The following is a 13,841-nucleotide window of genomic DNA, read 5'->3' as shown; positions in this document are numbered from 1 at the left end:
AGGCTAGTTTTCTTTTATTATAATTACTTCCGATAACGATATATTATCGGAAGTAATTATAATAAGAAAATTGGGCCTAAATGGCCCAATTCCTTATGATATATGGTTTTTTAGCTTATTAAGCTTATTTACGTTTAAATGTATACGGTTCGTATTCTACATCATTATTACGGTTAGTCCACCAGTTCCAACCAACTCTCGCTAACTTCCAAGCGATGAACCCTACGATAATCCCCAATACTAAGCCTGTTAATACATCTGTTGGATAATGTACAAATAAGTAAACTCTAGAGAATGCTACTACTACTGACAATACCAATGCTAAAATCCCTAAATATCGCTTCTGAGGCGCTATTTGGCTCAAGCCTAGGTAAATGGTCATGGCAGATGCAAATGAACCAAAACTATGGCCAGATGGGAATGAAAAACTTGTTGCTTTTGGTAAAGCTGACTCTAATGGTACCGTAACATTCGGAAAATCTACAAATGGTCTTAAACGAGCCACATTAGGTTTTAATCCTTGATCACCGATGATAAATACAAATCCTAAGGCAATAATTATGGCTACGCCTAATACGCGGTATTTTTTTTGAATCATCAATAATAATGCAATTAAAATCCATAATGCGCCATTACTAGTGATTTTAGATAGAATTGCCATTATTGGCGTTAAAAAACTATATACAAGGTGTTCATGTACATAGAAAATCACAGAGTGATCAAATTGTAAAATTGAGTCCATAACTTCCTCTTCTATTTTAGTAAATGATAATTATTGAGAATGAACTGATAAATTTTCTTTGTCATTGAGATATCTATTTTTACATACTGGACTATGTATCAAATGATTTCTCATGTATAGTTCAAATAATAGCCTAAACTATTTGTATCATATGGTCAATAGTTTAGGCTATATTTAATAAAATCTTTAATTATGATTTCTTTTTGTCCGGTTTTTTCGGTGGATTTGGTGGTGCTGCAGGTGTTGCAGGCATTGTAATAATCGTATCTACTGGATCATATACGGACTCAAAGGAATCTGTTTGCGTAACCCAGTTACCATAGGTAATGGTTCTATACGTATTCATTGTTAAACCTACATGCCCCTCCTGCACTTCTTTTTCTTTTAATGAAGGATCTACCTTAGTAATCGTCTTGTTAGGAATTTCGCCATAATCACCTACAGAAATAGACACATTTTTAGGTTTATCTTGAGCCGTACCTATAATGTAGATCGTTAACGTTCCGTTGTTCATAACGCTAAGGATATAAATAGATTGTTGGTAAGGATTTCTAAACTTAAAGTCTAAATAGCCCCAAGCTACTGTAGCATCACGACCAGCTTGAATATATCCTACTGGCTCAAAGTGCGGCGTACGCTCGATAATATTCATACCGGATAATAAAGCTGTATTAAATATGGTAGAACTTACTTGGCAAATGCCACCACCAATACCTGGAACTAATTTACCATCAATCATAACAGGTGCATCATCATAGCCAGCCTCTGCAGTACGTTCACCTACAACATCGTTAAAGGAGAATTGTGCACCCGGTTTAATTAGGGTACCGTTTATTTTATCAGAAGCTAATTGAATATTATGGGTTCTACTTTCATTACTAGGATCATACTCTGTAGTGTAAGAAGCTAATACAGTATTCAATGGTTTTAAATCGGCATCACTTACTTTTACAGTATTCTGTGTAGTAAATACCATAGATAAGGAGTTAATACTATCACCGGACTGCAAATCATCTTTTAATTTCTTAAGGGTAGCATCAATATCGATACGCTTACCCTCTTTTGCAGGGTGTAATACAACTTGTCCATTTTCAATGGTAAGGTATGCATCATGTCCTGGTGTATCAATTGTTTTAGCCAATTCACTAAGATAGGTTTTACCTTTTACCTCATCAAGCTTATATTGTGGCTTAAAATGATGACCGTAGAATAAGGCATTAAATCGATTTGAAAGTAGTGTCCACATATTATCTTCATAGCCGTATGTAGAAATAGCTTTTACCATAGCATCTGTATCGATTTGGATCCCTAAATCATGATAGGTAGTTTGTTGTTTTTTATTATTGCCCATATCAATAGATATAGTTTGAGGGATTTTACTATTTAACTCTTGTAAGCGAGCCTGTAATTCATTCTTAGGTGTATTAGATAGATCTGTATCATTGTAATATACACCATAAGAAATATTTTCTGTTGGAATGTATGAACAGCCGCTCGTCCCCAAGAGAACAAGCATAGTTCCTACTAAAATATGTTTCTTTGTCATTATTTATAAACTCTCCCGAATTAGTTATCATATTCTCTAATTATAGCATATTACTGTCTAATCTATGGTACAATTATATTGATAATTTTAGGGTAAGGGTGAACTATGTCAAAGTCTAAAGAGCAACAGAAACATTTCTATTTGCGCAATAATGATGCGCTTATGAATAGCACTAAGTTGTCTATGAAAGCAAAACAAAGCATATTATTATCTAAGGCTGAAAATACTGTTGATGCCTACGAATCGGATTGGGACGATTTCGTAGATTGGTGTACATATCAAAAGGTATCTTATTTTCCAGCTACACCAGAAACAATTGTGAACTACATAAATGATCTAGCTGATTATGCAAAGGCTAATACAATATCTCGTCGCATAAGCGCCATATCAGAGAATTATAATGCCTCTGGTCATAGAGATAATCCTTGTATGGCACCTATAGTAAAACAAGCCTTACGAGGGATTAGACGTTTAAAAGGTACTTTCCAACAAGGTAAAACACCAGTTCTTCTAGAAGATATTGAAGATATTCTAGAGTGTATGGATAAACTAGATGTGCCTGAGTTGCAATTATTACGTGATAAAGCCATTCTTTTAATTGGATTTATGGGCGCTTTTCGTCGTAGTGAAATTGCGGCCATTACAGTAGAACATCTACAGTTTTCTTCACAAGGTGTTGAAATCTTTGTACCATCGTCAAAAGCAGACCAAGAAGGTCAAGGTGCTGTTGTAGCGATTCCTCATCTATCTGGTTCTCCGTTAGACGCAGTACGTGCCTTACAGCAATGGTTACGTGCCTCTGGTATTACTGAAGGGCCTGTATTTAGAGGTTTTACTAAAAATATGTCACTTCGTAAAACAGGCATATCCGATAAAATGATTGCAGAAATTGTAAAGAAATATGTTTCTCTCATTGGTCTTGATCCATCTATGTATGGAGCCCATAGTTTACGTCATGGCTTTGCAACAACTGCTGCAGCTTATGGTGTGGAAGAACGTAATATTATGAGACAAACACGTCATCATAGTGTTAATATGGTTCGTCGTTATATTAATGAAGCCAATAAGTTTGTGGATAATCCTATTTCTACTATTTTTGAAAAACGATTTAGATGATAATTATAAATCAGTTTATTAAGATAATATCCATAAATCGTATAATAACATACATTTGATAACAAAAAGCAGCTATCTCTATTGAGTAGCTGCTTTTTCGTTTGGGTTATACCCATATATATTTAGTTTTGAGCCACATAGTCCAAAGCTCTAACAGGACTATCATTTTTCTTAACCGGTACTTTTAAAACTGTACCAGGAACTAATGCACCAGAGTCATCAATTTTGTTGAGTTCCTTCATAGCATATACCATTTCACGAACATCCATATCTTTATGAGCTGTGCGAGCTGCAATATCCCACATCGTATCACCTGCTTGTACTTTTACTTCACGGATAGCATGTGTATTTGCTTCTGTTACAGGATTTGTCATATTATAGCCGAATAAGATTGTTAAGCACATTCCTACCATCATCAATATATTTTTCATCTCATACCTCACATTTACATCGAACATAATATCTGAGAACATTTGTTTGTTTACATGCTTATATTAGCACACGAACGAATGTTCGGTCAAGTGTTTTAGAACAAATGTTTGCAAAAACTTTTAAAATTGCCTATAATAGGTATATAAGATAAGTAATTATCTTATGTTTTTATTATATAGTACGAAATGAGTAAATTTTTCCGCATATACATATTGATATTATTTTGACATTACATTGACTATGGAGGTTTATCGTGAGACGCCCTGCTACAGATATTAATACAAAACAGCGCCGTATATTAGAATTTATTAAGGACTCTTTACATAATGAATATCGTTGTCCTACTGTTCGAGAAATCTGTACCCATGTAGGCCTTAGTTCTACTTCTACTGTGCAATCTCATTTGAATGCTCTTGAAAAGTTTGGTTATATTAAACGTGATCCTAATAAAAATCGCGCTATTACAGTACTAGAGGATACAAAACCTTCTATTTCTGTAGATGGTAATGAAACATCAAGTTCTGATAATTTTGAGTTCTTAGGCGCTGGTTTAAAACAAGTTCCTCTTATTGGTACTGTACAAGCAGGTATGCCTATTACAGCGGTAGAAAATTTAGAATCTACTCTTACATTACCTGTTCAATTAACTGGTGATTCTGACTGCTTCTTGCTACGCGTTCAAGGCGAATCCATGATGAATATTGGTATGTATGAAGGTGATATGCTCATTGTACGCCATCAAAATACGGCTAATAATGGTGATGTTGTTGTGGCACGTATCGATGATGAAGCTACAGTAAAACGTTTTTATAAAGAAAATGGTCACATTCGTTTGCAACCAGAAAATGATGATTTCGATCCAATCATTGTAGATGATTGTCATATTGAAGGTCTTGTCATTGGTCTTGTACGAGACAGAATATAGAAAAAACCGGCAACTTATGGTTGCCGGTTTTTTCTTGTATCTATTAAATTTATATATTGCGTAAACTATTCTCTCTACGTAGCATAGCAAAAATAGCACCTGATATATTGTGCCATACACTAAAGATAGCTCCCACTAGTGTTGCTAAAGGATTTAATGCAAAATTTGTTGCCGCCAATGTGACTGCTAAACCACTATTTTGCATCCCTACCTCAATCGCTAACGCTGTAGTTTTATCATATCTTAATTTAAGTATATATCCTACACCTAATCCTAAAAGCATGCCGAGTATATTATGTATGCCTACAACTAGTAATGTTTCTAAACCAGAAATTAAAAGTTTATCTCTATTAATGGCTATAATGGCTGCTATTAATAATATGATAGCAATCATAGAAACAATAGGACTTACACTAGTTAATGTATTAATCCGTGATTTACAAACATATTGGATGATTGCACCTAATAATATAGGAACTATAATTACTTTTACCATAGTTATTATCATTGGTAGTAATGCTATATTTACCCATGTACCTCCCAAATATAGGATTAGTAAAGGTGTTACAATTGGTGCTATTAATGTTGAAGTAATCGTCATTCCTACAGATAAAGGAACATCACCTTTAGCAATATAGGTGATGACATTACTGGCGGTTCCACCTGGACAGCAGCCAACTAATATGACACCAATTGCTAAATCTGGAGGTAATGTAAAAATATGACAGATTCCCCAAGCTAATAAAGGCATTATTGTATATTGAGCCAGTACACCTATACAAATATCCTTTGGATGTCTGAGAATACTACACAAATCCTCAAATTTTATAGTTAGTCCCATGCCAAACATAGCGATTCCAAGTAAAAATGGTGTATAAGCTATGGCCCAAGAAAAATATGAAGGTACTATATAAGCAATACAAGAAAAACCTATGATTAGTATCATTAAGTATTTGGATATCAGTTGATTTAGTGTTGTTAGTTGCTTCATAACTTCTCTCTCCTAATTTGGATCATATGAGAAGTTATCAATAAGACGTGTAGAGCCAATATATACTGCCATGGCAACTAGAACAGGAGCATTAATCTCTTCAACCGGTTGCATAGTATTAGCATCTACAACTGAAATATAATCTATCTTGGCCAAGGGCTCAGTATTTATAATTTCTGTCATAGTATTAATGATACTATCAGGAGAAGCTTCACGTTTAATGGCTTGTTTTCCTGTTTGAATAGATTTATATAGTATAGTTGCAGCTTTACGTTCGTCACTAGATAAATATGTATTACGAGAGGATTTTGCTAAACCATCTTGTTCACGCACAATAGGAACACCAATAATATTTACAGGAAAGTTTAAATCAAAAACCATTTTACGGATGATGGCTAATTGTTGTGCATCCTTTTCACCAAAATATGCATTTGTAGGCTGAATAATATTAAAGAATTTTGCTACAACAGTACATACACCTTTGAAGTGAATTGGTCTGCGAATGCCACATAATGTATTAGATAAATCAAGAATATCTACAAAGGCTTTTTTATCTTGATACATTTCCTCTGGACTAGGTGTAAATATAAGGTCCACACCATGTGATTCACATAGCTTTTTATCGCTATTGATATCACGTGGATACGTGCTTAAATCTTCATTTTCTCCAAATTGAATGGGATTAACGAAAATAGAGACAATTACCTTATCATTATTCTTTCTTGCTTGATCTATTAATGAAGCATGCCCATCGTGTAGAAACCCCATAGTTGGGACGTAACCAATAGAATATCCTTCTTTTTTCCATTTACTAATCGTATTGCGTACATTTTCAATTGTAAGTACATGTTCCATAATGATTCCTCCGTTTATTGTAAATACGAAGATAGTCCTATACAGTCTACTGTAATTCGATCAAAGACAATTAATTCTGATCAACTAATAAACCATGTTTCTCATAGTTCTTTATTTGACTTATCTTATTATTTGTATCTACAAATACAACGAGAGGCTTATGGCTCTCAACTTCAATTTCATTTAGCTGTGCATAACACATGATAATAATTTTATCATGTACTTGGACATGCCGTGCAGCAGCGCCATTTAAACATATAACACCACTACCGGCTTCGCCAGCAATTGTATATGTACTAAATCGTGCTCCATTATTAATGTTTACAATTTGAACTTGCTCATATTCTCGTATTCCAGATGCATTCAATAGATCTGTATCTATAGTAATGCTCCCCACATAATCAAGTTCTGCTTGTGTCACAGTAGCTCTGTGAATTTTACCTTTTAACATTGTTAGTTCCATGTTAAACTCCTTGTGTTTTAATGTAATCGCCTTATGGTCGATTCGAAATATCACAAATTTCTGTTTATCATGAATTAACAGTAGACTAGAGTATAGTTGAAAATACTATCTCCAGTGCAATTATATCATAATAAAAAGTTTATACATTATATTTTTGTTATTAGACTATAACGATTAGTAACAAATATAAGAAATATAAAATAAAACCAGTAGCTACATAGTAGTTACTGGTTTTATGATTATTTATATATTATTGTAAATATTCTGTTAATGCTTTATCAATATATGCAGCTTCATCAGCAGTTGGCTCACACATCGGTAAATTAAATTCACCAACTGGCAAACCAATTTTACGTGCTGCATATTTTACAGGAATTGGATTTGTAGTGATAAACATAGCTTTAATGATCTCAGATAGGCCTTGATGGAGACGAATAGCTTCATGATTATGACCAGCTTCAAAAGCTTGAATCATAGTATTCATATCTTTACCAGCCACATGAGATACTACGGAGATTACCCCACATCCCCCTACAGATAACATTGGTAATGTAAGACCATCATCACCACTGTATACCATGAATTCATCTCCAGGCATTAAGCGTTTGATTTCAGAAGCAATCATCAAGTTACCACTTGCTTCTTTGACGGCACATACATGTGGATATTCATTATGTAATTGAACTAATGTAGTTGGGAAAATACCTGTTCCAACACGACTTGGTACATTATATACCATAATCGGTAATGTAGTAGCCTCTGCAATAGCTTTAAAATGTAAATATTGGCCTTGTTGGTTAGGTTTATTGTAATAAGGTACTACAACTAGCAAACCATCAATACCGTCGATGTTAGAGACTTCTTTTACAAAATTTACGGAAGATTTTGTATCATTAGTACCAACATTGGCAATAATTGTACCTTTATGACCACATTCTTTAGCGATAGCCGTAAATAAAGCTAATTTATCATCTTTAGACATAGTTGGATTTTCACCTGTTGTACCACATACAACAAGACCATCAGAACCATTATCTAATAAATGATTAGCAATAGTTACACAATTTTCAATATTAACGGATCCATCACTATTAAAGGATGTCACCATAGCTGTTAATACTCGACCAAAGGTTTTCATATCTGTCCTCCCCTGGAAAGATTAAAATGCTTGTTTTTCCACCAAGTACTCAGCAATTTGCAATGCATTAAGAGCTGCACCTTTACGAATTTGGTCCCCTACAATCCAGAAATTCATACCTTTGTCATTGTACAAGTCTTTGCGAATTCGACCGATTTCACAATCATTTTGATTAGATGTATATAAAGGCATAGGATAAATTTGTTCTGCAGGATTATCTTTTACTTGTAAACCTGGGAATTTTTCACAAGCCGCTTTGAAAGCTTCTACAGATACTGGTTCAGCTGTTTCTACTAATACAGACTCAGAGTGAGAGCGGTATACAGGAACGCGAACTGTAGTAGGAACTACTTGAATAGTTTCGTCATGAAGAATTTTTTGAGTTTCATAAACCATCTTCATTTCTTCTTTTGTGTAATCGTTTTCTAAGAACACATCGATTTGTGGCAATAAGTTAAATGCTACAGGATAATGCTTAGGTGCAGAACCTGTAGGCAATAAGTTTGCTGTCATTTCTTCGCCAGCAGTGAACTGTCTTACTTGGTTCTCAAGCTCTTCAATACCTTCTTTACCTGCACCAGATACAGCTTGGTATGTGCTTACAATAACGCGTTTAATAGGAGAAATATCATGAAGCGGTTTCAATCCTAGGCTCATAATAATTGTAGAGCAGTTAGGATTTGCAATAATACCTTTATGTTTCAAAATATCTTCTGGGTTAACTTCTGGTACTACGAGTGGAACCTCAGGATCCATACGGAATGCACTGGAGTTATCGATAACAATAGCACCACGTTTCGCAGCTTCTGGTGCTAAAGTCTTAGATATGGAACCACCAGCGAATAATGCAATATCAACATCATCAAAAGATTCTGGTTTTGCTTCTTCAACAACATATGTTTTGCCATTTACAGTCAACTCAGTACCAGCAGAACGAGCAGAAGCCAATAATTTTAAGTTTTCATAAGGGAAGTTACGTTCTTCAATTAGTGAAATAAATTCAGCACCTACTGCACCAGTAGCACCTAGAATTGCAACATTAGGTTTTCTCATTGATAAATCTCCTTGCTCAAAATTATAAATAATGTTCTAAACCGTAAGTTAAACCTGTTTTAGAACTAATTTTTTTACATGCTAATACTACGCCTGGCATGAAAGATAAACGACTTAAGCTATCGTGACGGATAGTTAATGTTTCGTCATAACCGCCAAATAATACCTCTTGATGCGCTACATAACCTGGTAGACGTACACTATGAATAGTAACATCATCAACTTTGGCACCACGAGCACCTGGTAAGCTTTCACGAGTTAAATCTTCATCGGCAGTTACCTTAGCGGCTTGTTTAGCATCATTAATCAATTTTGCTGTTAGAATCGCTGTGCCCGAAGGAGCGTCATATTTGTGATTATGATGTAATTCTATAATTTCCACATTAGGGAAATATGGAGCTAATTCTGCAGATACTTTCATCATCATAACAGCACCTAGTGAGAAGTTTGGTGCCACTAGACAATTAGCATTATTAGCACGACCAATTGCATCGAGCTCATCTCGTTGCTCTGCAGTTAAACCAGTAGTGCCAATAACAACATGAATCCCTGCAGATAACATTTTCTTAGCATTTTCATAGATAACAGCTGGATTTGTAAAATCTACGATAACATCAGGTTTATTTGTATCGAGAACCTCATCGATGGAGGCATTCATCTTGATACCCACTTGCTCGATTCCTGCTACGGAGCCTACATCCTCACCTGCCTTAGTTGGGTCAATACCACCTACTAATGTTAATTCAGGATCGTTATGTACTGCTTTGACAACTTCACGACCCATTTTGCCGCCAGCGCCATTTACCATTACTCGAATCATATATACCTCCAAAAAAGCCAGTGGATGCATCCACTGGCTTTATAGATTATATAGCTATATATACTCTTACTAAAAGCTCAATGATAGCACTCCACCAATACAAGATTGATGACAGTTGTCTATCTATTAAATAGACAACCAGAACGATGAGTTGCAATCATCGAACTTCGGCAAGCATCCCTTTTATCATGGATCAATGCATGCCTACTCCTCATGATTACTCTTAATACTCGCACCTCTATCAACATATTCATTTAATACTATTAGTATATGTAATTATGCGATTTTAGTCAATTAAAATGGTCAATAAGTTCTTTAGCTGCAGCTAAAGCTGTAGTGGACATTCCTCGACCAGACATCATAGAAGCTATTTGAGTAACTCGTTCCTCCTCATTTAGTACTGCTAAGGTAGAGATTGTGCGGTCATCTTGCTCTATTTTGGAAAGATGATAATGTTGTTTTGCAATACTAGCTGTTTGAGGTAAATGAGTTATACAAAATACTTGATTAGTTTTAGATAAATTCAGGATTTTCTCTGCTACCTTAAGAGCAATATCACCACTGATGCCAACATCGATTTCGTCAAATACCATAGTTTTGAAAGCATCACTACGGAATACTGATTTAAAGGCTAAGGCGATACGAGCTAACTCACCACCAGACGCTACTTTATGTAACGGAAGCAATTGTTCCCCTTTATTAGCAGAAAATAGCATTTCAATGGATTTAGCACCTAAAGAAGATAGTTCATCCCCTTCTTCAATATGGAATTGAATATCACCCTTAGGCATTCCTAAATCAACCAATTCTTGATGTAAAGCTGTAGCAATCACTTTAGCATTTTTGAGTCGAACCTTGTGCAAAACTGTTAACGCTTCTTCTGCTACTTTTTTGGCTTCTTCAAGACGAGCTTCTAATTCATCTTGAGCAAATACAAGTCCTTCTAGTTCTTCTAAACGTGCTTGAGCCTTTTCTTCATATGCTAAAATTTCTTCTACGGAATCACCATATTTTTTCTTTAACCCATAGATGGTAGTATCTCGATCTTGACAATATTTATAGCGTTCTTCATCATAGCTGATGGTGTCTCTGTAACGGTCTAAAGACTGAGCAGCTTCTTCTAGTTGGAAATACGCAGAGTCAACCATTTCAGATACTTCTTTTAATTCTGTATCGTATTTTACAAGGTCATTCACCTCAACCTTTATAGAATTAATCGTGTCTAATAAAGGCTGACGACCATTGTAAAAAGCATCATAGCAAGATCCCAGAACTTTATCAATATGTTCAAAACTATCTAGACGCTTAAGCTCTTCAGCAATAGAAATGTCTTCACCAATGCTTAAACCAGCATCTTCAATCTCATCGATTTGATATCGTAACATATCAAGCTCTCGAGCGCGCTCAGACATATTCTCTTGTAAATTATCTACTTCTTGCTTAGCTTGCTTGTAGACTTTATAAGCCTCTCTATAAGCCTTATAAGCAGTTTTACCTTCTTGATTAAAAGTATCTAAATATTCATGATGTGTATCAGCATCAAGTAATCGTTGGTTACTGTATTGGCCATGAATATCTGCTAAATATTGACCAATTTCTTTTAATGCTTTCAATGGTATCGGTTGATCATTAGCTAAGATCGATGATTTACCATTACGGTTAAAAGAGCGTGATAGAATTAATTGGCCTTCTTCAACCATTATATTTTTAGACTCTAATAATTCTTGAATACTTTGGTGATGAGCAATATCAAATATTCCGTCTATAACAAAACTATCTTTACCGTGACGAATAAACTCGCTGCTCGCGCGTTCTCCTAATAGGATACTAAAGGCATCCATAAGAATGGATTTCCCTGCCCCAGTTTCGCCGGTAAAGATAGTTATGCCATCATTAAATGAAATATTCATTTGCTCAATCAACGCAAAGTTGCGAATGCTCATTTGCGTTAACATATGATTAGTCCTTCATTAAATCTTGGATTTTCGCTAAAATCGCTGGAACTTCAGCTTCAGATTTTGCAATTAACAAAATAGTATCATCCCCTGCTAAGGTACCGATAATTTCAGTCCATTTTGCATGGTCGATAGAAAATGCTACAGATTGAGCAGAGCCAGGAATTGTATGTAATACAACTTGGTTTAGACTGTGATCAACCTTAATTAAAGAATCTTGGAATAATCTGTTAATGCGACTACGAGATAAAACTACGTTTTCCTCAGGTGATAACGCATAACGATAATGTCCATCGCCTGTAGGAATTTTGATTAACATTAATTCCTTGATGTCACGGGAAACTGTAGCCTGTGTTACTTCAATACCTTCTTCTAATAAGGCCGCTGCTAGTTCCTCTTGTGTTTCAATCGCCTTGGACTGCACGATTTCTTTAATTTTGTTATAGCGATAGCGTTTCATTGTGAACTCCCTTTTTTAAAACTTGCACATAAAAGAGAATAATATCTTTCTGATAATATTATACCATATATTCATAATTAATATATGGTATAAATCGCATATATCATACTCGTTATGCATATTATACTAATATTTAAAATATTGTTAATTTTCTATATATTGATAACGTACAAACGCTTAGCCTATAAGGTTCATCTATTTATAGGGAATTAATAATTTAAAAGTAGAAAAATATACATGTATAAATAAAAGCCCCTATAAAGGGGCTTTTACATGTTGATTATGAGTTTTATTCATAATGAATAAAGATATATAGCAATTTATCGTTTTTGCAATATAAACAATTCTGGTGGGTTATTAATTTGGTTCATTGGATGCCAATGACATACATTATACAATTTCTGTTCTAAATTAGATAAATATGATGTAAGGGACTGCATTTCTTCCATCCCTTCAGGAGTTCCAGGATAAGCAACAATTGTGATAACTCCTGACTTAGATAACTTATGTAACCCCTTATCTATGGCATCTATAGTTTGATGCGGTTTAGTTATAACTTTATGATTACTACCAGGCAAATAACCTAAGTTGAAAATCATTAAATCGATAACCTCATCTTTTAATTGATGAGCTAAAGCTAGATCATGGGAATCATGAATAAAAGTTAGACTTACATCAGGTGCAATATCATTAGTTTTTAGTAGTTCTTTACTACTATTGATGGCTTTCATTTGGATATCGATGCCAAATAAATGACATCCTTTTTGTGCACGCTTTGCTAAGTACAATAAATCATGGCCATTGCCACATGTAGCATCAACTACTACTTTGGCTTTTTTCATCGACCGATCCCAGATTAAATGTTGGAATTGAACAGCATTGTTAATGTTAATCACGAAACCACCCCACTTGAGATTTGGTTATAACAATTCGTCTCTACGAGACGCTAATTTTTTAAATAATGTACCAAAGAAACATTGATCTTTGAATCGTACAAATAAGCAGTAAACAGGATTGGAACTTATATGTAAGGTTTCTTTATTTGTAAAAGTATAGTCAAAAGTACCATCAATACAAATGTGTAATTGTGGTTCTCGCTCAGGCATTGTAATTTGAATCGTATCATGCTCCTCTAATACAAGAGATACACCTTGGATTAGATGTGGTGCTACTGGTGTAACTATGATAGATCTATTATCTGGTTTCATAATAGGTCCCCCAGCAGATAAATTATATCCCGTAGAACCTGTAGCAGAAGAAATGATTAAACCATCAGATGGATACATTTGAGTATGTTGATTATTAACAGACATATGAATTCGTGCCATTTTTGCTGGTTCTGCAC

The 13,841-nt window shown here is 34.7% G+C and carries 15 protein-coding genes and 1 riboswitch; of the genes, 2 read left to right on the top strand and 13 right to left on the bottom strand.

Annotation, left to right across the window (positions count from 1 at the left end; translation table 11 throughout):
- Positions 1–124: 124 nt before the first annotated feature.
- Positions 125–742 carry a phosphatase PAP2 family protein gene (locus tag RYM16_RS05670; RefSeq protein ID WP_314982851.1) on the bottom strand — a complete coding sequence of 206 codons (618 nt, stop codon included), beginning with the start codon at positions 740–742 and terminating at the stop codon, positions 125–127.
- A gap of 190 nt (positions 743–932) precedes the next feature.
- Positions 933–2,288, bottom strand: a complete 1,356-nt coding sequence (locus tag RYM16_RS05665; RefSeq protein WP_314982849.1) for a VanW family protein — start codon at positions 2,286–2,288, stop codon at positions 933–935.
- Positions 2,289–2,393: 105 nt separating this feature from the next.
- Here RYM16_RS05665 and RYM16_RS05660 point away from each other — a divergent pair, with 105 nt between their 5' ends.
- Entirely contained in the window at positions 2,394–3,404 is a 1,011-nt protein-coding gene (locus tag RYM16_RS05660) for a site-specific integrase (RefSeq protein ID WP_314982847.1), read from the top strand.
- A gap of 122 nt (positions 3,405–3,526) precedes the next feature.
- Here RYM16_RS05660 and RYM16_RS05655 read toward each other — a convergent pair whose 3' ends face one another.
- The gene (locus RYM16_RS05655; RefSeq protein ID WP_288991459.1) at positions 3,527–3,835 is read right to left on the bottom strand and encodes a LysM domain-containing protein; all 309 of its coding nucleotides are present in this window, start codon (positions 3,833–3,835) and stop codon (positions 3,527–3,529) included.
- A gap of 254 nt (positions 3,836–4,089) precedes the next feature.
- Between RYM16_RS05655 and lexA the strand changes: the two genes are divergently transcribed.
- Entirely contained in the window at positions 4,090–4,761 is a 672-nt protein-coding gene (lexA, locus tag RYM16_RS05650; RefSeq protein ID WP_314982846.1) for a transcriptional repressor LexA, read from the top strand.
- A gap of 49 nt (positions 4,762–4,810) precedes the next feature.
- Here the strand turns inward: lexA and RYM16_RS05645 are convergent, their stop codons facing one another.
- The 10 genes from RYM16_RS05645 to RYM16_RS05600 all read right to left on the bottom strand — a co-directional run.
- Entirely contained in the window at positions 4,811–5,752 is a 942-nt protein-coding gene (locus RYM16_RS05645; RefSeq protein WP_314982844.1) for a bile acid:sodium symporter family protein, read from the bottom strand.
- Positions 5,753–5,764: 12 nt separating this feature from the next.
- Positions 5,765–6,607 carry a pantoate--beta-alanine ligase gene (panC, locus tag RYM16_RS05640; RefSeq protein WP_009352589.1) on the bottom strand — a complete coding sequence of 281 codons (843 nt, stop codon included), beginning with the start codon at positions 6,605–6,607 and terminating at the stop codon, positions 5,765–5,767.
- Between the two features lie 70 nt (positions 6,608–6,677).
- Positions 6,678–7,070 (bottom strand): aspartate 1-decarboxylase, encoded by a 393-nt coding sequence (gene panD / locus RYM16_RS05635; RefSeq protein WP_009352607.1) that lies wholly within the window; start codon positions 7,068–7,070, stop codon positions 6,678–6,680.
- Positions 7,071–7,320: 250 nt separating this feature from the next.
- Complete coding sequence (gene dapA, locus RYM16_RS05630; RefSeq protein ID WP_314982842.1) at positions 7,321–8,208, bottom strand: 4-hydroxy-tetrahydrodipicolinate synthase; 888 nt, start codon at positions 8,206–8,208, stop codon at positions 7,321–7,323.
- A 21-nt stretch (positions 8,209–8,229) separates the two neighbouring features.
- The gene (locus tag RYM16_RS05625; protein ID WP_287292322.1) at positions 8,230–9,261 is read right to left on the bottom strand and encodes an aspartate-semialdehyde dehydrogenase; all 1,032 of its coding nucleotides are present in this window, start codon (positions 9,259–9,261) and stop codon (positions 8,230–8,232) included.
- A gap of 22 nt (positions 9,262–9,283) precedes the next feature.
- Entirely contained in the window at positions 9,284–10,081 is a 798-nt protein-coding gene (gene dapB / locus RYM16_RS05620; protein WP_314982840.1) for a 4-hydroxy-tetrahydrodipicolinate reductase, read from the bottom strand.
- A gap of 76 nt (positions 10,082–10,157) precedes the next feature.
- Positions 10,158–10,330, bottom strand: a riboswitch (Lysine riboswitch).
- A gap of 41 nt (positions 10,331–10,371) precedes the next feature.
- Positions 10,372–12,036, bottom strand: coding sequence for a DNA repair protein RecN (gene recN, locus RYM16_RS05615; RefSeq protein ID WP_314982838.1), 1,665 nt, complete (start codon positions 12,034–12,036; stop codon positions 10,372–10,374).
- 4 nt (positions 12,037–12,040) lie between these two features.
- Entirely contained in the window at positions 12,041–12,496 is a 456-nt protein-coding gene (argR, locus tag RYM16_RS05610) for an arginine repressor (RefSeq protein WP_004695825.1), read from the bottom strand.
- Positions 12,497–12,816: 320 nt separating this feature from the next.
- On the bottom strand, positions 12,817–13,392 hold the full coding sequence (locus RYM16_RS05605) for a class I SAM-dependent methyltransferase (RefSeq protein ID WP_314982836.1): 576 nt from the start codon (positions 13,390–13,392) through the stop codon (positions 12,817–12,819).
- A 24-nt stretch (positions 13,393–13,416) separates the two neighbouring features.
- The coding region (locus RYM16_RS05600; RefSeq protein WP_399553774.1) for an NAD(+)/NADH kinase at positions 13,417–13,841 on the bottom strand (425 nt) is incomplete at its 5' end.

This window comes from uncultured Veillonella sp. (assembly GCF_963524655.1).
GTDB lineage: Bacteria > Bacillota > Negativicutes > Veillonellales > Veillonellaceae > Veillonella.
This window is presented reverse-complemented; position numbering and strand designations above follow the sequence as displayed.